Annotated in this window: 20 protein-coding genes, 1 tRNA gene and 1 pseudogene; 15 read left to right on the top strand and 7 right to left on the bottom strand. The window is 62.3% G+C overall.

Going from position 1 to position 18,431, the window contains the following annotated elements; genetic code table 11:
• Nucleotides 1–5: 5 nt before the first annotated feature.
• The 3 genes from QW887_RS09310 (at nucleotide 6) to QW887_RS09300 (ending at nucleotide 2,553) form a co-directional block, all read left to right on the top strand.
• Nucleotides 6–1,202 carry a tyrosine-type recombinase/integrase gene (locus QW887_RS09310; protein WP_316194394.1) on the top strand — a complete coding sequence of 399 codons (1,197 nt, stop codon included), beginning with the start codon at nucleotides 6–8 and terminating at the stop codon, nucleotides 1,200–1,202.
• A gap of 414 nt (nucleotides 1,203–1,616) precedes the next feature.
• Nucleotides 1,617–1,907 (top strand): hypothetical protein, encoded by a 291-nt coding sequence (locus QW887_RS09305; RefSeq protein WP_316194393.1) that lies wholly within the window; start codon nucleotides 1,617–1,619, stop codon nucleotides 1,905–1,907.
• Nucleotides 1,908–2,154: 247 nt separating this feature from the next.
• A complete protein-coding gene (locus QW887_RS09300; RefSeq protein ID WP_316194392.1) occupies nucleotides 2,155–2,553 on the top strand; it encodes a hypothetical protein in 399 nt (132 codons plus the stop codon).
• Between the two features lie 30 nt (nucleotides 2,554–2,583).
• Here the strand turns inward: QW887_RS09300 and QW887_RS09295 are convergent, their stop codons facing one another.
• Both QW887_RS09295 and QW887_RS09290 read right to left on the bottom strand, forming a co-directional pair.
• Nucleotides 2,584–3,132 (bottom strand): DUF6714 family protein, encoded by a 549-nt coding sequence (locus QW887_RS09295; RefSeq protein WP_316194391.1) that lies wholly within the window; start codon nucleotides 3,130–3,132, stop codon nucleotides 2,584–2,586.
• 698 nt (nucleotides 3,133–3,830) lie between these two features.
• Nucleotides 3,831–3,907: transfer RNA gene (locus tag QW887_RS09290), tRNA-Pro, on the bottom strand.
• Between the two features lie 229 nt (nucleotides 3,908–4,136).
• Between QW887_RS09290 and QW887_RS09285 the strand changes: the two genes are divergently transcribed.
• Genes QW887_RS09285 through QW887_RS09270 form a run of 4 tightly spaced genes read left to right on the top strand, consistent with a single transcriptional unit; the run spans nucleotide 4,137 to nucleotide 7,643 of the window.
• Nucleotides 4,137–5,135 carry an L-threonylcarbamoyladenylate synthase gene (locus QW887_RS09285; RefSeq protein WP_315717199.1) on the top strand — a complete coding sequence of 333 codons (999 nt, stop codon included), beginning with the start codon at nucleotides 4,137–4,139 and terminating at the stop codon, nucleotides 5,133–5,135.
• 18 nt (nucleotides 5,136–5,153) lie between these two features.
• Nucleotides 5,154–6,581 (top strand): FAD-binding oxidoreductase, encoded by a 1,428-nt coding sequence (locus QW887_RS09280; protein WP_315717200.1) that lies wholly within the window; start codon nucleotides 5,154–5,156, stop codon nucleotides 6,579–6,581.
• A 15-nt stretch (nucleotides 6,582–6,596) separates the two neighbouring features.
• Nucleotides 6,597–7,052, top strand: a complete 456-nt coding sequence (locus tag QW887_RS09275; RefSeq protein WP_315717201.1) for a GNAT family acetyltransferase — start codon at nucleotides 6,597–6,599, stop codon at nucleotides 7,050–7,052.
• Nucleotides 7,053–7,061: 9 nt separating this feature from the next.
• Nucleotides 7,062–7,643: an NUDIX domain-containing protein gene (locus QW887_RS09270; RefSeq protein ID WP_315717202.1), complete on the top strand. Its 582-nt coding sequence runs from the start codon at nucleotides 7,062–7,064 to the stop codon at nucleotides 7,641–7,643.
• Nucleotides 7,644–7,803: 160 nt separating this feature from the next.
• Here the strand turns inward: QW887_RS09270 and QW887_RS09265 are convergent, their stop codons facing one another.
• The gene (locus QW887_RS09265; RefSeq protein ID WP_315717203.1) at nucleotides 7,804–8,574 is read right to left on the bottom strand and encodes an SOS response-associated peptidase; all 771 of its coding nucleotides are present in this window, start codon (nucleotides 8,572–8,574) and stop codon (nucleotides 7,804–7,806) included.
• Between the two features lie 86 nt (nucleotides 8,575–8,660).
• Here QW887_RS09265 and QW887_RS09260 point away from each other — a divergent pair, with 86 nt between their 5' ends.
• The 4 genes from QW887_RS09260 to QW887_RS09245 all read left to right on the top strand — a co-directional run bounded on the left by QW887_RS09260 (nucleotide 8,661) and on the right by QW887_RS09245 (nucleotide 10,532).
• Nucleotides 8,661–9,182: a hypothetical protein gene (locus tag QW887_RS09260; RefSeq protein ID WP_315717204.1), complete on the top strand. Its 522-nt coding sequence runs from the start codon at nucleotides 8,661–8,663 to the stop codon at nucleotides 9,180–9,182.
• 65 nt (nucleotides 9,183–9,247) lie between these two features.
• On the top strand, nucleotides 9,248–9,667 hold the full coding sequence (locus tag QW887_RS09255; RefSeq protein WP_315717205.1) for an NUDIX hydrolase: 420 nt from the start codon (nucleotides 9,248–9,250) through the stop codon (nucleotides 9,665–9,667).
• A 31-nt stretch (nucleotides 9,668–9,698) separates the two neighbouring features.
• Nucleotides 9,699–10,097, top strand: a complete 399-nt coding sequence (locus QW887_RS09250) for a TIGR02301 family protein (protein ID WP_315717206.1) — start codon at nucleotides 9,699–9,701, stop codon at nucleotides 10,095–10,097.
• Between the two features lie 168 nt (nucleotides 10,098–10,265).
• Complete coding sequence (locus QW887_RS09245; protein ID WP_315717207.1) at nucleotides 10,266–10,532, top strand: hypothetical protein; 267 nt, start codon at nucleotides 10,266–10,268, stop codon at nucleotides 10,530–10,532.
• A gap of 851 nt (nucleotides 10,533–11,383) precedes the next feature.
• Here QW887_RS09245 and QW887_RS09240 read toward each other — a convergent pair.
• Complete coding sequence (locus QW887_RS09240) at nucleotides 11,384–11,683, bottom strand: hypothetical protein (protein WP_316171380.1); 300 nt, start codon at nucleotides 11,681–11,683, stop codon at nucleotides 11,384–11,386.
• Between the two features lie 250 nt (nucleotides 11,684–11,933).
• Between QW887_RS09240 and QW887_RS09235 the strand changes: the two genes are divergently transcribed.
• Nucleotides 11,934–12,197, top strand: a complete 264-nt coding sequence (locus tag QW887_RS09235; protein ID WP_316171378.1) for a hypothetical protein — start codon at nucleotides 11,934–11,936, stop codon at nucleotides 12,195–12,197.
• 200 nt (nucleotides 12,198–12,397) lie between these two features.
• Here the strand turns inward: QW887_RS09235 and QW887_RS09230 are convergent, their stop codons facing one another.
• Nucleotides 12,398–13,927 carry a DUF1254 domain-containing protein gene (locus QW887_RS09230; RefSeq protein ID WP_316171377.1) on the bottom strand — a complete coding sequence of 510 codons (1,530 nt, stop codon included), beginning with the start codon at nucleotides 13,925–13,927 and terminating at the stop codon, nucleotides 12,398–12,400.
• Between the two features lie 357 nt (nucleotides 13,928–14,284).
• Between QW887_RS09230 and QW887_RS09220 the strand changes: the two genes are divergently transcribed.
• Complete coding sequence (locus tag QW887_RS09220; RefSeq protein ID WP_315754037.1) at nucleotides 14,285–15,544, top strand: HlyD family secretion protein; 1,260 nt, start codon at nucleotides 14,285–14,287, stop codon at nucleotides 15,542–15,544.
• 436 nt (nucleotides 15,545–15,980) lie between these two features.
• Nucleotides 15,981–16,166, top strand: a complete 186-nt coding sequence (locus QW887_RS09215) for an Ig-like domain-containing protein (RefSeq protein ID WP_316175991.1) — start codon at nucleotides 15,981–15,983, stop codon at nucleotides 16,164–16,166.
• Nucleotides 16,167–16,228: 62 nt separating this feature from the next.
• On the opposite strand, the pseudogene QW887_RS09210 reads toward QW887_RS09215, so the two are convergent.
• Both QW887_RS09210 and QW887_RS09205 read right to left on the bottom strand, forming a co-directional pair.
• Nucleotides 16,229–16,390, bottom strand: a pseudogene (locus tag QW887_RS09210) (transporter); the annotation flags it as partial.
• A 215-nt stretch (nucleotides 16,391–16,605) separates the two neighbouring features.
• Nucleotides 16,606–17,049 carry a CBS domain-containing protein gene (locus tag QW887_RS09205; protein WP_316159425.1) on the bottom strand — a complete coding sequence of 148 codons (444 nt, stop codon included), beginning with the start codon at nucleotides 17,047–17,049 and terminating at the stop codon, nucleotides 16,606–16,608.
• A gap of 737 nt (nucleotides 17,050–17,786) precedes the next feature.
• Here QW887_RS09205 and QW887_RS09200 point away from each other — a divergent pair.
• Nucleotides 17,787–18,305 carry a protein phosphatase CheZ gene (locus QW887_RS09200; protein ID WP_315717215.1) on the top strand — a complete coding sequence of 173 codons (519 nt, stop codon included), beginning with the start codon at nucleotides 17,787–17,789 and terminating at the stop codon, nucleotides 18,303–18,305.
• Nucleotides 18,306–18,431 lie beyond the last annotated feature (126 nt).

Genomic DNA, 18,431 nt, shown 5'->3' with positions numbered 1-18,431 from the left:
GAGTTATGTCGCGTAACAGCAAAGGCCCCCGTCTCTACAAGCGACCTTCGCGACGAGAGGGAGGCAAACTCAAACCGGCAATGTGGGTCGTCCGAGACAAGCAGAAAGTTGTCTCCACAGGAATTGCTGCGGGAGCGGCTGAGACTACGCCGCCAATCGAGGCAGAGCAGTTCCTGAGCAAATACATCGCCGACAAGTATGACCCGACCCGGCGAGCCAAGGACATCGCCAACATCCTGATCGGCGACGTGCTGACCATCTACGACCAGGACAAGGGAGGTGCCGCCAATCCGGACAAGAACCTGTCCGGACACATCGAGCGTCTCAACGATTTCTGGGGCGACAAGACCCTGATCGAGATCAATCCAAAGACCTGCCGAGATTATGTCGCAACCAGGCCCGGCAAGGGTGGCGCGCGGCGTGATCTCGAAGTCCTGCGCGCAGCCATCAACAACCACTCAGCCCAGAACCTGCACTTCGGCACGGTCAACGTCACGCTGCCGCCGAAGGGCGAGGCGCGGCAGGAGTGGATTACGCGAGACCAGGCCGCAGCCATAATCTGGGCCGCTTGGCGCTACCGCGAGATGCAAACAATCCACCGCGGCGAGCGGAAGGGAGAAGTGGTGGTCACCGACAAGCGACCGCTGCGGCACGTCGCGCGCTTTCTTCTGATCGGCTGCTATACCGGAACCCGCGCTGGCGCCATCGCCTCCGCCTCGGTCAAGAAGGAAGCCGGCAAGTCATACGTTGACCTGGAGGCCGGCCTGTTTCACCGGCTGGCGGTCGGCAAGCGTAAGACCAAGAAGCAGCAGCCGACAGTGCCCCTGCCACCTCGCCTGCTCGCCCACATGCGGCGCTGGGTCGCCAAGGGCATTGTGGCCGAAAACTTCGTCGAGTACCGAGGCCTGCCGGTCAAGCGGGTGAAGAAAGGGTTCGCGTCTGCGGTGCGCCTCGCCAAGGTCGACATCAAGGTCACGCCGCACACGCTTCGGCACACGGCCGCGACCTGGCTGATGCAGGCCGGCGTCGATGAGTGGCAGGCTGCCGGCTATCTCGGGATGTCAGTTGAAGTACTACGCGAGGTCTACGGACACCATCATCCGGACCACATGAAGGGTGCAGTCGAGGGGATCACGGCGAAGAAGGCGAAGACGCCGAAACAACCTCAATCTGTCCCCCGATCTGTACACCGGAAAAACTGAGAAAGTCGGGGTTATGAGAAGGCTTCGGGCCAAAAGCCGCCTTTCGGTTCTGCCGTAGGTTTTCTTCCGGTTGTTCCTCGAAGCGGACAGCGCCCGCGCCGACCGAAAGGTCGAGATGGGCCAACGGACCTCTCATCAAAGCCCGGGAGAGTCCGTTAAGGGCGAATTGCGGACGTGACAGGGCCGCCCGACCGGGCCATGAATGGCCTGGAGCCTGCCGACTTGCGGCGCTGCATCAAGTCGGCAACTATCCGAGGTACACCAGCCGTGACGCTAGCTCGTTCGGGAAGGCAGCTCGTGACCCGTAGCGGATGTCCTCCCGCTTCGATGAGGCGCAACGCCATCTTTACCATGGGGCCATCGGCAAGCCAAAAAGATCAACTTGGAGGTGCGGCGGGCTGCAAGGATGCATAAGTGATCAGCATGAGCAGAGGCATCCCCACCGGCAAAACGTATCTCGGGTTCGCCGCGCTATGGCACGCCATGTTTTTCGCCGTGTGGATCGCTTGTATTGCCTTTTTTGCGGCTGGTTACAGCGTCACCGCGATGGTTCTGATCCTGCTCACCGCATACGGCTTCTTTCGGCATGCCAGAGCGATTGGCCGACGCGCAAAGCAGGGTATTCGTCGGCCCTCGCCTGAGCTTCGTCGATGGTTGTCGATCACCTCAGAAAGCCGGGCCGCAATCGACGGCAATTCTCGATAGTGCGGCGGATGACCGCTTGTGGCCCATGGCTGCCGACTTGCGGCGCTGCGGCAAGTCGCCTGTTATCTGGGGTACACCGGCCATAGCGCCACCCCATTTCGGAGGATAGCCCATGGCCCGGCAGAGAAAAGCCGTCAGGGCCATGCCACGTCGGTTATTCGAGGTTGTGCAGAAGAGATCTACTCGGCATGAGAATTTCAGTCTTTGACCCATTGCAGACGACGCCCCGGGCGGGCACCATCATGCTATGACGAACGATTGGCTGGCCGACATTGTCGTTGTGAATGAAAGCCGCGAGTTGGCTGTGGCTGGTGACATCTCCGTGTTTCGGAGTGTGGGAGAAGCGTGCAGATCGCTGGAACATTGGTGGGTTGAGAATGGTGAGGGATTTGCATTCACCGCCGCGGGCGGCCGCCTCATCCTCGACCTGGAAGATGGAAAGCGAGTGATAGTCACTGGACAACAAACTGCGGAGGGCGGACCCGAGGTCGTGCAGGCGTGGCTTCGCGCCTGTGCCGCCGCTGTATTGGATGCCCGGAGAAGCAACGCCAAAAAGGGGAATGCGGCGCTTAGCCCCTTCGAGGAAAAAGGGCAGCTACCTACATCCATGGAAGGGCTGATCGCTTACATTGGCTTTAGCAGCTAATGCGCGCTCCTGACCCATTGCGGAAGACGGTCAGCGTTCTGGAGGCTTCGCCGCTCGATCATACCAATACGTTCCCAGCGCCTCGACGATGCTGTTCGCCTCGCTACGGACGTGATCTCGCATATCTCGCAGCGCTTGCCTTTCAAGATAGTGGACGATCGCGACGGCCTGGGCCTGACTTAACCGGCTCCAGCGATTGCGAGCATATTCATTCCAAGTCTTTTCGCTTTGAGGGTTGGTCCTCTTATTGTGCGTTCGGGGAGCAAAGCCGTGAGTGAGCACGAAAATTGGATTAGCCATCTGCAGTTGGATGGTCAAATCCGCAATAATATAGGCTGGTATGTAGAAGCAAATCGCTTCATCTGACAGAAAGCTCAAAGCTGATCCAAGGCCGCTTGGCACCTTGTCCAGCCATTCGGGTGCGAGCGCTGTCCAGTCATCCTTGTCATCGAATGCCGCGATTATCCGCAATGGCTCATCGCCTTGGGCGCTGTCGACCAGCGGAAGGAATCGGCCCGGCCTGCGTGCTGGAAAGGCTTGTCGTATTTCTTCGATTACGGCGTCGGCGGAAGCTGCCATGTTCCCCTGCAGATGCTCAGAGTCGCGCCTAGGCGGCGATCACTTTCCAGTTCAGACGAACCGTCGAGCTCGTGTTTCAGCACGCAACTTAAACGCCGAGCGGACAATGCGTGCACGAGATCAGGAGACACGATTAACGCATCGTTTCTGGGGCAGCTTGTTGGTCTTGGATTTCCGCATTTGGCCCATGGCTGCCGCCCCAGGATGTCCGCGCTGACGGTCGCGACCGGAGGTAACCCGGACATAGTGATCCAGCCCGGTTCGATCGTGAATACCAGCAGCCCTCCACGTCCGTGATGGGCTGAAAGCGGACTCCAGCAAATTGATTGCAAAGGTCCCACTGGGTCAGAGACAGACCTTCACGCGAGCTGACGGCCAGGGTCGTGATGGGCTCAGAAGCAGGCGCAGGTGGAGCGACGGCACGGCGGTTCGTCTGTCAGCCGAGGCAGCCCATCGGGTCGCCCACGATGTGCTCCAAATCCCGGATGATGTTCTTGACGACGTCTCCGATCGATATCACGCGCGCGACCCTGCCCGCGTCAGCAAGGGAATCGTCGCCGAGAACTTCATCGATTATCAGGGTGTGCCGGTGAAGCGCGTAAGGCCGCGAAACCGTCTCAATCTGTACCCCAACCTGTACCCCAGACGAGGGGGAAGAAATCGGCGTAAGGGAAAACACTATAACTGCAGGGGAAAAATGGTCGGAGCGGCAGGATTCGAACCTGCGACCCCTGCGTCCCGAACGCAGTGCTCTACCGGGCTGAGCCACGCTCCGACTTGGGAAGCCGGCTTATAGCGTCGGGTTTCCGTCTTCGCAAGGACACAAGGCAGGAAATCGCATCGAAATCGTCGATCGTCGGCGGAGGGGTTAACTGCTTGAGGCCGTGGGGCTTTGTCCGGCGGCCATGGCGCGAGCGCAAGGCGACAGGCGATTTGCGCGCTTCATTCGGACGTCCGCGCCCGCTATAGCCGAGCGCGGAAGCCACCGCCGTCCCGTACCATCGATGCCCGCCCCAGACATGCAAGCGATCGAGACCAGGATCCTGCCCGCCGACGCGGCTGGAATCGCGCAAGCCGCGGCGACGTTCGCGCGCGGCGGACTGGTCGCGTTCCCGACCGAGACCGTCTACGGCCTCGGCGCCGATGCGGCCAATGCCGCGGCCATCGCACGCCTCTATCAGGCCAAGGGCCGGCCCGCCTTCAATCCGTTGATCGCCCATGTCGCCGATATCGCAGCGGCGCAGCGTATCGGCCGCTTCAATGCCACCGCCGAGCGTCTGGCCGCTGCGTTCTGGCCGGGACCGCTGACCCTCGTGGTGCCGCAGAGCGACGGCTGTCCCGTCGCCGACCTCGCCACCGCCGGCCTCGATACGGTGGCGATCCGCGTGCCGGCGCATCCGACCGCACAAGCTCTGCTCATGGCGTTCGGCGGCGCCGTCGTGGCGCCCTCCGCCAACATCTCCGGCCACGTGTCGCCGACCACGGCGGCGCATGTCGCGGCCGATCTCACCGGGCGAATCGACCTCATCCTGGACGGCGGGCCGGTCGAGGTCGGCGTCGAATCGACCATCGTCGGCTGCTTCGATGCGCCGACGCTGCTGCGCCCGGGCGGAGTTCCGAGCGAGGCGATCGAGGCCGTGCTCGGCCGTGTGCTGGCGCGGCCCGCCGCAGAGACCGAGACGTCCGAGCAGCCTCTGGCACCGGGCATGCTGGCCTCCCACTATGCCCCGCGCGCCCGCGTGCGCCTCGATGCCAGCGAGGTCGCGCCCGGCGAGGCGTTGCTCGCCTTCGGACCCACCACCCTGCCCGGAGCCCACGAGGCCGCCGCGATCCTGAACCTGTCGCCCTCTGGCGATCCGGCAGAGGCGGCGACGCATCTTTTCGGCTATCTTCGCAGCCTCGATGCCAAGGGAGCGCGCAGCATCGCGGTGATGCCGATCCCGAACGACGGACTGGGCGAGGCCATCAACGACCGGCTGCGCCGCGCCGCCGCGCCGAGATAACACTGGAAGCGACTAAGCATGAACATCAGCCAGCCTGCCCTGCCGCCGCTGCCGCCCGATTTGATCGCGCAATTCGCTGCCATCGTCGGCGAGCGCCAGGCGCTGACCGCGGAGACCGACGTCGCGCCTTACGTCACCGAGGAGCGCAACCTGTTCCACGGCCGCTCGCCGCTGGTGCTGCGCCCAGGCTCGACGGCCGAGGTCGCCGCAATCTGCAAGCTTGCCAGCCAGCATCGCATCGCGCTGGTGCCGCAAGGCGGCAACACCGGCCTCGTCGGCGGCCAGACGCCGCACAATGGCGAGGTGGTGGTGTCGCTGAGGCGCATGGACAAGATCCGCGACGTCGACACCGCCTCCAACACGATGATCGCCGAGGCCGGCGTCGTGCTGCAGGTGGCGCAGCAGAAGGCTGCCGAGGTCGACCGCCTGTTTCCGCTGTCGCTCGGCGCCGAGGGCAGTTGCACCATCGGCGGCAATCTCTCGACCAACGCCGGCGGCACCGCCGCGCTCGCCTATGGCGTGGCGCGTGAGATGGCGTTGGGGGTCGAGGTGGTGCTGGCCGACGGGCGGGTGCTCAATGCGCTGTCGAAACTGAAGAAGGACAACACCGGTTACGATCTGCGCAATCTGTTCATCGGCGCCGAGGGCACGCTCGGCATCATCACCGCGGCGAGCCTGAAGCTGTTCCCGAAGCCACGCGCGATCGAGACCGCCTTCGTCGGCCTCAAGTCGCCGGAGGACGCGCTCAAGCTGCTGGCGATCGCGCAACGCGAGGCCGCCGGCAGCCTCACGAGCTTCGAGCTGATCGCCGCGATCGCGCTCGACTTCTCGATCCGCCACGCCGCTGGCAACCGCGCGCCGCTGTCGGGCGTCCATCCCTGGTTCGTGCTGATGGAACTGTCGTCGTCGCGCGAGGATGCCCGCGCCACGCTCGAGACCATTCTGGAGCAAGGCCTCGAAGACGGCATCGTCGACGACGCCGCGATCGCCGACAGCCTCGCCCAGCGCATGGCGTTCTGGAAGCTGCGCGAGGACATCTCTGCGGCGCAGAAGCCGGAGGGTGGCTCGATCAAGCACGACATCTCGGTGCCGGTCGCCGCGGTGCCCGCCTTCATTGCCGAGGCCAATGCCGCCGTGGTGAAGCTGATGCCCGGCGCGCGTCCGGTGCCGTTCGGCCATCTCGGCGACGGCAACATCCACTACAACGTCAGCCAGCCGATCGGCGCCAACACCGCCGACTATCTCGCGCGCTGGCACGAGGTCAACGCGGTCGTGTTCGAGATCGTGCTGCGCATGGGCGGCTCGATCTCGGCCGAGCACGGCATCGGCGTGCTCAAGCGCGACGAGCTGCCTGACGTCAAGGATCCGACCGCCATCGCGCTGATGCGCGCGATCAAGGCACAATTCGATCCGCTCGGGATCATGAATCCCGGCAAGGTGCTCTAGGCTGTCGACGCTCCCATGGATTCTGCTCCCGCTCTCGCCATTTCCGACATCACCGATGCCGACGTGCCCGCGATCATTTCGCTGTGGCAGCGCTGCGGCCTGACGCGGCCCTGGAACGATCCGGCCGCCGACATCGCGCTCGCGCGCCGCGGCGACAGCTCCACCGTGCTGGTCGGCCGCAGCGGCGGCGCCATCGCAGCCTCCGTCATGGTGGGCCATGACGGCCATCGCGGCTGGGTCTACTATGTCAGCGTCGATCCCGAGCATCGCGGCCGCGACCATGGCCGCGGCATCATGGCCGCCGCCGAGGACTGGCTGCGGGCGCGCGGCATCGCCAAGCTGATGCTGATGGTGCGCGGCGACAACACCAAGGTGCAGGAATTCTACCAGGCGCTCGACTATGCCGTGCAGGACAGCGTCGTGTTCTCGAAATGGCTCGACGGCCGCCCGCCGACGCCCGGAATGAAATAGAGGCGAGCGATGAGCATCTCCGACCGCATCCGCGTCCACGAGACGCGCGTGCTCTCCGACCATTACGGCACGCTGACCTCGACGAAGTTCGAGTGGCGGCGCGACGACGGCACGTGGCAGATGCAGAGCCGCGACGTGTTCGACCGCGGCAACGCGGCGGCGATCCTGCCCTACAACCTCGCCCAGCGCAGCGTCATCCTGGTCAAGCAGTTCCGCTATCCCGCGTTCGTCAACGGCCATGACGATCTGCTGATCGAGGCGGCGGCCGGCCTGCTCGACGACGCCTCGCCGGAGGAGCGCATCCGGCTCGAAGCCGAGGAGGAGACCGGGTTCCGGCTGCACGACGTCAAGTTCGTGTTCGAGGCGTTCATGAGCCCGGGCATCGTCACCGAGAAGATCCACTTCTTCGTCGCCGAGTACGAGCCTCACATGCGCGTCGGCGCCGGCGGCGGGCTCGCGCATGAGGGCGAGGAGATCGAGGTGCTGGAAGTCTCGATCGACGACGCGCTGGCGATGATCGCCGACGGCCGCATCCAGGACGCCAAGACCATCATGCTGCTGCAGCACGCCGCGCTGAGGATCTTTGGCTGAGCGCGGCCAACGCTCGGTCGCGGGTCTTGCTCCTTTGTCGTCCTCCGCGAAGGCGGGGGACCCAGTATTCCACCGGCAGCCGTTTCGGCACGAGAGGCCCCGGCGCACTGGATCCCGCTTTCGCGGGGGATGACGATCTTCTCTGTCGAGATATCCCGCCTCAGAACAAACTCCCCTGCCCGTCATCCGCAGGCGCAGGCGAAACTTTGCGGGATGCAACCTTCTTCGCCGGCTTGCGCTGCGCGTCCTCGGCGGCGCGCAGCTCCGCGGTCATCGGCAGCAGCAGCTGCTCGTCGTCGTTGGCCACCGCGTTGACGCGCGTGGACACCTCGTACCACGCGAATTCGCCCTCGCGAGGCGCGACCAGCAGCCTCATGGCCTCCTCAGGATCATCGGAACGGCAGTCGAGCCACAGCGCGAAATCATCCGGCCTGATCGTCACGGGAACACGATGATGCAGCGTGGCGAGATCGGGGCTCGCAGCCGCGGTGACGATCGCCACCGTATCGACCTCCTCGCCGTTCGGCCCGCACCAGGTCTCGGCGAGGGCCGCGAAGCCGAGCGGCGCGCCGTCACTGCGGTGGATGAAGAACGGCCGCTTGCGACCATCGATCACCTGCCACTCGTAATATCCATCAGCGGGCACCAGCACGCGGCGCCGCCGGATCGCATTCTTGAACGCCGGCTTCTCGTGTACGGACTCCGAACGCGCATTGATCAGCAGCGTGAAATTACGGGGATCCTTGACCCAGGCCGGAATGAATCCCCAGCGCATGAGCCGAAAATGCCTGATGTCCTGATCCAGAAGAACTACGGGAATCGGCTGCGTCGGAGCAATATTGTGCCGCGGCGGAAAGTTCGGCTGTTCCTCGTAGCCGAAAATCTGCCTGAGAGCCGCGGGTGGTGAAGTGATCACGAAGCGTCCACACATAATCTCACTCAAATCGTCGTGTGTTCAGCACCTTTTAACTTGGGTTGCCAACACTGCAGCGGATGACCGCAGCGGCGACCCATTCCGTGCCTACCGATCGCACGACCCAACGACCGGCGGGCAGCGCCATTGACCCGGCGCGGGCCGCGATGCTGCGCGCCGCCAACATCAATCCGCGCACCGGGCTCGCCACCGACTATCTGAATCATTTCAACGAAGCCGTGATGCTGCTCGAAATGATTCCCGATATTCCGGAATGCGCCGAGGATTTTCTGGCGTGGTCGCCGCTGACCTATCCAGAACATTTCACGCACACCAATTTCAAGGCCCGCGATCTCGTCATCGAGGCCTATGAGCAGGCCGACCCCGCGATTCGCGACAAGTTCGATCATCTCACGAAGACCATGACCGACATCCTGCTCGCGGTCGGCAGCGCGATGCGCGCAGCCAAGCAGGACGCCACCAAGGCCAAGCTCGCCGAGCAGGCCGCGGCGTGGGTCAAGCCGCTGGTGACGCAGGCCGGCGGCATCATCAATGGCGACATCGAGGTCGACCCTGACCCGGTCGACGAGGTCGACGCCGTCGATGCCATCATGGCAAGCTTCTGAGCGGCACGGGCTGCCGGCCCGGTCGTCTTCACGCTACGGTGCAGACCACGCCTGGAGCCATTGGCATGACCGCCCCGACGCCGCCCCGCCACCCCCAGCTCGCCGTCAGCGCCGCCATCTTCCGCGACGGCAAGCTCCTGCTGGTACGCCGGGCGCGTTCCCCCGCCAAAGGCGTCTACACGCTGCCCGGCGGCCGGGTGGAGCTCGGCGAGACCCTGCACGAGGCCGTCGCGCGCGAGGTCATGGAGGAAACCGCACTCTCGATCGCAATTGTCGGGCTGGCCGGCTGGCGCGAGGTCCTGCCGGCCCAGGGCGGCGGCGGCCACTATGTGATCCTTCCCTTTGCGGCCCGCTGGCAGGCCGGAGAGCCCCGGCTCAACCCGGAACTGGACGACTTTCAGTGGCGCCTCCCCGATGCGCTCGAGAGCCTCACGCTGACTGACGGACTGCCGGAGATCATCGCCGCCGCACGGACCCTGGTGTAGGCGCCTTGCGTCCGCCGTCCGGCAAAGGCATATGACGTCGGTGTTCCCCATGATCCCCAAGCGCCTCCTGGCCGTCCTCATGCTCGTTGCCGCCTGCGCCATTGTGCCCGCGCGCGCGCAGGATGCGGCCGCGCCGTTCGATGGCGATCTGCAGCGGCTGGCCGAGATCCTCGGAACCCTGCATTACCTCCGCGGCATCTGCGGCAGCAATGAAGGCGCCAAATGGCGCAACCAGATGCAGGCTCTGATCGATGCCGAGACGCCGTCGGGCGAACGCCGCGCCCGGATGATCGCCGGCTTCAACCGCGGCTATAACGGCTTTCAGCAGACCTATCGGACCTGCACGCCGGCGGCGATGGTGGCGATCCGCCGCTACATCGACGAGGGCTCGAAGATCTCGCGCGACCTCACGGCGCGCTACGCCAACTGATGGCCCATGGTTGACGGCGCGCGGGCGTTATCCACGTTTGCGTTAACCTTGTTAACCTTTCCTAAAGAACTGGCCTAGGCGTCTGCCGCCTGCGTGGTAAACCTCACTGGTCCGGCGCGTCCGCGTTCGGAATTCAACGCGCCTCGCGGCCTCGCCAGACTGAATTCAATGAGCTTTCCCGTCACTTTCAGCGCCCTCCCCGCCGTCCTGCCCGACCACGAGCAGAAGCAGGCCGCGCTCAGCTACCTCAACGAAGCCTGGGCGGAAGCGCGCCATGACGGCGTCGACGGCGACTGCCTGGCGCAGGCCAGCCTGTTCGCGGCGCTGGCCGAACTCGTCACCACCTATGGCGAGGACGCGGTGGCGACCTTCGTCGAAGGCCTGCCGGAGCGCGTCCGCAACGGCGAGTTCTCGCTGTCGCGCGCGACGCAGTAGGGTCTCCCGCTCCTCGCGCGTAGCCCGGATGCGCGCAGCGACATCCGGGGTCTCATCCGCAGCCTCGTTGAACCCGGATATCGCTGCGCTCGTCCAGGCTACGACAACTACGTCGACAAACTCCGCGTCATTGCGAGCGCAATGACGGAGCCAAAACGGAGAGCGCCCATCGGGCCGAGATCCGTCTCCACATCTCAAACAGCATCGAGACACGCCTCATCGTCCTCGCGGCGCGATGCGTCCGAGCGATGACCAACGTTCGGCCCTCATTCAATCGAGGGCGCAGGGAAGGCTGGGCGTCGGCTGACGCCCATGGCCCCCGTGCGAACAAAAGTGCACGGGGCAGGAACCACAGGTGCAGCCGGATGAGCCCAGCCTTCCCTGCGCGATGGTTTTAACGCTTCTTTCGCGCTCTCCCTGGGGACCGGCTTGATTGCCCCCATCGCCTGCGCCGATGCTCTCGCATCACGCTCAGGCTTGACCTCGGCATCGGGAGGCCAGGACCACGCGACTTCACGTCCGCATCGGGATTGTTCGTCCGCGCAGCCAAAGCCACGCTGCAACCCGACGCGTCCACCGCCTGCCCGCCTCGCGTCTCGTGACGACCGCGCGTACGCCCCTCTCGTTGAGGCGGGATGGGTGGAGGATAGACACGTATTCTGGAAAAACGAAAGTGAAATCTTTCGCCCGGAAGAGGCTGCGGGCGCGATCACGTTGAGACAATACGCAAAATTGCCGTTTCGGCACAGGCGTTTCGTGTAGTTGCGGCGAGCCAGAACGACGGCGTTGCAGACAAGATCGCGCGACTGATTCGCCCGACGGGCTTTTTGCTTTGCATTTCTTGCGGCGCTTCAGTCCCAATCCATTCCGCCAATGACGCCAAGAAACCAGCCGCCGATAAAAGCGGCCGGAAGCGCCATGAGATGGATCGTCGCGGAGGGACCAAGTTCCTGGTTGTCTTGAACATGACTGAGTCCAATCAACCCAAGCTCAAAAATTGCCGCGCAGAATACAGGCCAAAGCGCCCGCCGCCGCGCTGCCAGCCGCTGGGCCGGGCCAGCCCCCCGAGCGTTCCGTGATAGAGTCATGGATCGGCGAAGCGACACCACGGCAGTCAAGACGACCACGATCATAAACGCGATGAAGTACACCGGACATTATCCTTGGGGCCAACCTTACCGTCTTGAAGGTCACAGGCGAATAGCGCGAACCGGTTTCCTCAACCCTAAGAAGACAGCAAAATACAGCCGAGTCGGAGCGCTGTTCCCGGGCCCCTGCTTCCGGTTGAGCATCAGAAGCAGACCCTCACGCGAGCCGGCGACCAGATCCGTTATGGGCCCAGCAGGAGACATCGAAAGTGCGGAGTGTTATGTGAACGGGTCTTAACTGATGGACCGCGCTATGCACGATGAAACGTGGCCTAGTCTCCTTGAACAGTTTCTGGCCTATGAATGCACGCCTAGCGTGAAGGCGCTTTTGACGAGCGCAATGGCCGAACCCTCGGCATCTCAATTGCGCTTCGAGTTCAACCGCTTCGAGGTTTTCGTCGAGCCAGATGGAGATTCGGTTCTGATCGTGGACGTCTTGGACCCATCTGAGGCGGGCGAGCAGCGAGTCACAAGGTTGCAATTTTTGCAGGATTTGCCGCGCTGTTGCGCGACCTGAAGCCGGCTGGCGACGACTGCAGGAAATGGCTCAACATGAGGCTGACTTCCGCTAGGGATCAAAAGCAGCCCTCCGCTCCCGCGAGTGCTTACTTCCGGTTGAGCCCCAGCAGCCGACGTCGGCCAGGGCCGATCGGAAGGTCCGAGATGGGGCCAGGAGCGGAAATGAAGAGGCGCGTCGAAGCTCGGACCTCCTTCTTGCTATATCGGCTCAATCTCGCCGGGACGCCAAGTTTTGTCGAACCACGGCTGAAGCGGGCCGTAGAGGCGCAGGAGCGTGTTCCATCCTTTGCCGGGGATGGTCTGCACCCAGTTGTTCTCCTTCCCAGCCGGAGCCTTGGGCCCGAAATAGACGTCCACTGACCCGTCCGCGTTGACCATGAGTTTCGGGTTCTGGCTGGTTGCGGCTGGCCAGCGCTGGTCGGTCTGCAGCATGGAGCGGGTCTGATTGTCGTAGAGGATGACCGACCAGAACTGCTTGACTGGAATATTGGGCGGCAAGTGCAGCTTGTAGTTCTTTCCGCCGTCGAATGGCTTGTTTTGGCTGTCGACGAACGCGGCCATATATTGCGATCCCTCGCCAACCGACTTGGAATCCATCGCCGGTGTCACGCCGGTCGCGTAGAAGAAGAATGCCGAGTAGGCATCGAGAATACGCGCGCCGTTTTCTTCGAACTTGTAGCCGCCGAAGAAGCCCGTTCGCCACGCGCTGTTGGGGTAATAGTAGCTTTCCTTGATCCGCAACCGACCATTGATCGCACGGGCGGTCGCATCGCCTACCAGGGCGGCTTCGGTCAGAATTTTTTTCATCCGTGTATCGGGCGCGAAGGGCTTACCCTTGCGGATGCCGACCGATGCGTAGAGGCCGAGTGTGACCGGGTCGACTGTATCGGTCGGCTCCTCCTGCACAACCTGATTCAGATACTCCCAGAAGGGATAATCTCCCGGAGCCAGCGTGCTAAATGCTTTGCCGGAAACATGCACGAAATTGAGTTTCGGCGGATTCGCAGCATCTTTCAGGTGATAGATTTTCGTGTGCTCTTCGACCGCGTCGACGCCGGGCTTCGGATCGCCATTGACCAAGAACGAGCGCCACGGAACCCAGACGCTGAACGTCGCCGGCTTCACGACAAAGAAGCCGGTCGGCACCTCGCCGTTGTAGCCGGGCGGCAAGATCAGGTACTTGCCGCCCTGACCCTTGTCCGGACCGACGAGTCCAACATCAGTGACAAAATTATACCACATGTCGTTGATGAGGCCGAGCACATTGGGTGGCACTTCGAGCACCAGAGGCCCGTCACGCAGGTCGAGCCAAAACCAAGTGTACGGCGTGTTGTTGTTCGGCGTGAGAAAAAGCGACTTCGAGTCCATCCTATCCTCGAAGATCGGCACCGTCAGATTGAATGGACCCAGCTCCGCCATTCCCTTTCGATTTGCCAACTGGTTCACTGGAGCCAGCGCCAACATGTAGGCCTGGACGGCGTGTTGGAAATCCAGATTGTCGTAGAGCTTTTCCACGGTCGCATCGTCGGGAAAACCGTCGAAGAAGTTCAGCGTCCCAAGGCGGGTCTCCACCTTGTCCGGGATTGCAACGCCCGGCGGTATCGGCGTTTGCATCTTGTATTGCTGAGCGTTGAGCGGAATTGCCGAGAGCGCCACAAGAGACAACGCAGAAACTACTGATGACGCTAATTTCATGATACGGCCCTTCTTGTCAGATGTTGAATTCATAAAGCATCTCTTCGTAAGTCCCATGATTATCGGGACTTCGTGCAGGGCTACAAATCTCGCAGCTCGCAGAATGACCAATCAACGTCTGCCAGCGCGATTGACCGGGCCACCGCGATTTACCGTCCCAGCACCCACCACCGCCTGTCGTGCAACGGGTCGCGGCCTCAGAACTACGCCCGGCCGTACGACGCAATTGGCTGGATAGCCAACGTATGTGCAGTACACCACAGCGCTGGCTTTCTCAGTGCTCGCGGCTACGAACCCGGTTATCAGCAGCGTAGTCGCTATTGCGATTGAGAGCTTCATTTTCGCCTCCTCCGCCAAAGACGAATAGTTTCATTAGAATCGATCTTCGCGTTGATCCAGATCAACAGGCCAACTCAGAATAATTTGGATGAGAATGTTGCAGATGCCGTTTGCGAGAAGCCGAATCGTCCTTGGCAAACCGCCGTAATGCGGCCGGCTCAATTTTCGGCTGTCTCGCGGCATACGAAGGAGCGAAGCGCCATGGTCCTCGTGATGGTACTCTACATCGTCATGGTCTGGCTCCTGTTCTCGAAGCTGAAGCTTGTGAAATGGGGATGGGGGGCCGGCACCATCACCGTTGTCATCGGCGCTTTCATCTTGATGGTCTTCCTTGGCCTGTTCAACTCGCTCACGCCCGCCGGCCGCTTTGTCGTGATCTCTAGGGTGGTCGAGGTCACACCCAACGTCTCGGGCCAGGTCGTAAGCATCCCCGTCCAAGTCAACGCCCCGGTGAAGGCCGGCGCCATCTTGTTCCAGATCGATCCGGCACCTTACAAATACAAGGTCAGCCAATTGGAGGCCTCGCTCGCTCAGGCGCAGCAGCAAGTCAAACAACTCAAGGCCAGCTATGATCAAGCCAAGGCGAACGCCGATGCCTTGAAGCAACAGCTCGTCTACCAGACCCAAAGGTTGGCCGACATTCGGAAGCTCGTCGCAACCGGCTCTCAGGCTGAGTTTCGTCTGCAGGACACGCAGGTGCAGTACGACACCGTGCAATACCAATTGCTCGCAGCGGAAGCCGCAGTAGAGAACGCCCGGCTCGCAATGGAATCCGAGATCGGAGGCGAGAATACCAACGTTGCACAACTCCAGGCTCAGCTCGAAAACGCCCGGTGGGAGCTGGATCAGACCACCATTCGGGCAACGGGCGACGGCTACGTCAGCAGCCTGGCACTGGCGGTTGGCGCTCGGGCATTGCAGACGCGTTCCGAGATGTCATTCATCCTCACCAACGACATCACCATTCTCGCGACGTTCAAGCCGAACGCCTTCCAAACAGTGAAGCCCGGAGCAACCGTAAAGCTGGTCTTCGACGATAATCCCGGCGAGATATTCGGGGCGCGAATACTCGAAATCCCTCGCGGCATCGGTCAGGGCCAGATCGCCGTTTCCGGCCAATTAGCACGCGTCGGTTCGATCGGTGGCGCTCAGGGCTACCCGGCGACGATCTCGTTGCCGGATAATTTTGACAAGACGCGGCTGCGCCTCGGGATGCCCGGCAGCGCATGGGCCATCGCCGCAAACGCCGGCCCAATCGGAATGATCACGTCGATTCTCGTCTGGATAAGTTCGTACCTCGCATACTTGTGAGACTCTGCGTAGCTCAAATACACCGACGGCTCCGACGAGGAATCAAGTCTCGGTCTAATGACCGCTTTGGAGCAGACATCTAGCTGTCTGAGCAGTCTTGGGTGCCACAGGAGTTGCGAATTTTCGCCAAGGGTCACACCTTGGCACGCATTTCAGCCAAGTGGGCGGTGTATGTTGATCCTGGTCAATATTGGAAACGCTGGGAGCGCGATCCTATTGTTACTCAAAAACAAGGGAGGCTTTCATGCGATGTTCGACAGCAGTTCTTTTAGCCCTCGTTGCCGCCGCGCCCATCTCGGCGTCACTCTCGCCAGCACGCGCAGCTTCGGAGTGTCCAGCTTCCGGAAGCTTATCGGACTGGGGTATCAATTCGACCGGCTACTTCAACGTCGCTTCTGGTGGAAGCTGCCTGTTTCCAATTCGGATAGCGGGCGTGATGAAAAGCTCGAGCATTTCACAGAAGCCGGCTCACGGCACCCTGAAGAAGCTAAATATTTCGACATTCCAGTACACGGCGAAAGCAGGCTACAAGGGCCCCGACAGCTTCGCCGTGACGGCAGCTGGCAAGGGACCGACTGCCTCCGGAACGTCGGTGATCACCATGAACGCGACGGTTCAATAGGACTTCCTTTTTCGCCGATAGACAAAGGCCCACTTCCAACCGGAGTGGGCCGCTTTTGTTTAGCCGAGCACGCGCGAACGGAAACCGCCGAGCACGGCGGGCTGACTGAAATCATCGGTAGTCTGCTGGTAGGCGTAGCCGACGAAGCCGACAAAGACCTGCTTCGACAAGAATTGCGATACGCCCCAGTCGAAATGGAAGTCGATGCCGCTCTGGTACTGCGTAGCGGTAGCCTCGCAGACGTGCTGCCACACCTGCCGTCCATCAAATCCCCATAGAGCCTGCCGCACCAGTCCTGCCCACCAAGCGCGGTTTCCTCCCTTGGAGGCTTTCGGACGCCGGCCGCCCGAATATGCCGCGCCATCAATCATGCGGCCGGCATCCGAAACCCTTCACAAAAGCAGACATAGGCGGAGGGCGACGGCACCACGTTCGTCCGTCAGCCCCCGGGGCCGTCCTTCATGATGTAGCCCATCAGGTCGTCGACGTTGTGCTCCAGATCCCGGATGATGTTCTTGACGACGTCTCCGATCGAGATCACGCCCACGACCTTGCCCGCGTCCAGCACCGGCAGATGGCGAAAACCACGCTGAGACATCATGGCCATGCAACTGTCCAGCCGGTGGTCCGGCTTGACCGTCACCGGGTTGCCCGTCATCACCTGGCCCACCGGCGTCTGCTTGGCGTCGAGCCCGGGCAGCAACACTTTGATGGCGCAGTCCCCCTGCGTCACGATGCCGACCAGCGCGCCGTCGTCGATGACGAGCACCGACCGGACCCGGTTGTCGCGCATCTGGCGCAAGGCTTCGACGACCATGTCGTCGGAACGAACATGGATCACGGCGCCACTCTTCTGCGCCAGCGCGCTTCTTACTGTGCTCATCGATGTCCCCTCCTGGACCCATCCTGCCCCGCCTTGATGGTCCACATGGCAGGATAGTCGAAATATCCGGCTTCGTCAGCGCCGCGCCGATGCCGCGCGCCTGGCCGTGAACCGAACGATGATCGGGGTCACAGGCGGGCCTATCGATTCCCGGGATTGCAGAGGTCAGGTCGTCCCCGAGAGCGGAACCATCGGGTGCCGGCAAGAATGTTGCTCGGCAAAACGCAAGTCGATCGACGATTGCGGTCAGGTAGAGAGCTCTGGGTCAAGAGGCGGCGTACCGGAATTTCTCCCCCACGTCCGCGTCGTCCCTGGCAGCGGACATTCGCATTCATTTTGGCCGGCCGCGCGCCGCCTGCCTCCTGTCGTGACGCCCGCGCGCTCATCCAGGCTCCAAGCGCTGTCCGCGCGTCGCGGAAACCGACAGCAGACCGAGCACTGCCCAATGGCCTCCCCCGGCAGCCACGTCGGCTCGGAAACTCTTCACGAAGCAATTTGAAGGCTTTGACGTGAATGAACATGCGCCCTTAACGAAAACGGGCAAAAATAGGTCGCTGATCTTCACCTACCTGACCACAGTACCGTTTCGAGCTGACGTGAAATCTCGATAGCCGCGTCGCGAGCCGGTCACCGCCGAAGCGAAATCCGAAATGCCTTCACAGAAGAGCAGGCCGGGGTTTGCAACTGCCGCGTGAAGAATTGGTAAGGAAACGTTAAGGAAAATTCGGGGATTTCTGATGATTGCGCCGGAAGAAGAGAGATTGCTGAAGACGTACCTGGTCGAGATGTTCGGCCAGATCAGCAGCATGCGGCGCGAACTCGCCGCTCTTCAAGGCGACGGCAAGGGCAGTTTCGCGACGATGACCGACACCCTCGACGCGATCGTCGAGAATACGGAGACGGCCGGGAACGCGATCCTCGAAAGCATGGAGGCGATCGGCGCCAGCGTCGCGAAGTTGCAGAAAGTCAAAGACCCGACTGCCGCAGTGGTCTGCGACGAGATCGTCGACAGCACAAACAAGGTGTTCGAGGCGTGCGCGTTTCAGGACCTCACAGGGCAGCGGATCACGCGCGTGGTCAAGTCGCTGCAGTTCATGGAGGACCACATCAACAAGCTCGTCCGCATCTGGGGAAAAGAGGAGCTGGCGCGGCTGGCCACCGAGCTTGCTGCCCCAAGCGCCCCGGACTTGATGGAGGGCCCGAAGCGGCCGGGCGTGGCGATTTCCCAGGACGACATCGACAAGCTGTTCGCGTGAACGACGGCGAGGTGTGATGCCCGCTCCGCGTCATTGCGAGGAGCAGAGCGACGAAGCAATCCAGGGACGCGCTAAGGACTCTGGATTGCGTCGCTGCGCTCGCAATGACGGAGCAAACCAACGCGC

This window comes from Bradyrhizobium sp. SZCCHNRI3052, assembly GCF_032484895.1.
Classification (GTDB): domain Bacteria; phylum Pseudomonadota; class Alphaproteobacteria; order Rhizobiales; family Xanthobacteraceae; genus Bradyrhizobium.
This window is presented reverse-complemented; position numbering and strand designations above follow the sequence as displayed.

Excerpts from the sequence above, each read along its gene's own strand:
- QW887_RS09310 (WP_316194394.1), top strand. The coding sequence starts at position 6 with ATGTCGCGTAACAGCAAAGGCCCCCGTCTCTACAAGCGACCTTCGCGA.
- QW887_RS09265 (WP_315717203.1), bottom strand. The coding sequence starts at position 8,574 with ATGTGTGGACGCTTCGTGATCACTTCACCACCCGCGGCTCTCAGGCAG.
- QW887_RS09270 (WP_315717202.1), top strand. The coding sequence starts at position 7,062 with ATGAGCATCTCCGACCGCATCCGCGTCCACGAGACGCGCGTGCTCTCC.
- QW887_RS09230 (WP_316171377.1), bottom strand. The coding sequence starts at position 13,927 with ATGAATTCAACATCTGACAAGAAGGGCCGTATCATGAAATTAGCGTCA.
- QW887_RS09235 (WP_316171378.1), top strand. The coding sequence starts at position 11,934 with ATGCACGATGAAACGTGGCCTAGTCTCCTTGAACAGTTTCTGGCCTAT.
- QW887_RS09205 (WP_316159425.1), bottom strand. The coding sequence starts at position 17,049 with ATGAGCACAGTAAGAAGCGCGCTGGCGCAGAAGAGTGGCGCCGTGATC.
- QW887_RS09215 (WP_316175991.1), top strand. The coding sequence starts at position 15,981 with ATGAAAAGCTCGAGCATTTCACAGAAGCCGGCTCACGGCACCCTGAAG.
- QW887_RS09250 (WP_315717206.1), top strand. The coding sequence starts at position 9,699 with ATGACGTCGGTGTTCCCCATGATCCCCAAGCGCCTCCTGGCCGTCCTC.
- QW887_RS09280 (WP_315717200.1), top strand. The coding sequence starts at position 5,154 with ATGAACATCAGCCAGCCTGCCCTGCCGCCGCTGCCGCCCGATTTGATC.
- QW887_RS09285 (WP_315717199.1), top strand. The coding sequence starts at position 4,137 with ATGCCCGCCCCAGACATGCAAGCGATCGAGACCAGGATCCTGCCCGCC.
- QW887_RS09300 (WP_316194392.1), top strand. The coding sequence starts at position 2,155 with ATGACGAACGATTGGCTGGCCGACATTGTCGTTGTGAATGAAAGCCGC.
- QW887_RS09295 (WP_316194391.1), bottom strand. The coding sequence starts at position 3,132 with ATGGCAGCTTCCGCCGACGCCGTAATCGAAGAAATACGACAAGCCTTT.
- QW887_RS09255 (WP_315717205.1), top strand. The coding sequence starts at position 9,248 with ATGACCGCCCCGACGCCGCCCCGCCACCCCCAGCTCGCCGTCAGCGCC.
- QW887_RS09245 (WP_315717207.1), top strand. The coding sequence starts at position 10,266 with ATGAGCTTTCCCGTCACTTTCAGCGCCCTCCCCGCCGTCCTGCCCGAC.
- QW887_RS09275 (WP_315717201.1), top strand. The coding sequence starts at position 6,597 with ATGGATTCTGCTCCCGCTCTCGCCATTTCCGACATCACCGATGCCGAC.
- QW887_RS09200 (WP_315717215.1), top strand. The coding sequence starts at position 17,787 with ATGATTGCGCCGGAAGAAGAGAGATTGCTGAAGACGTACCTGGTCGAG.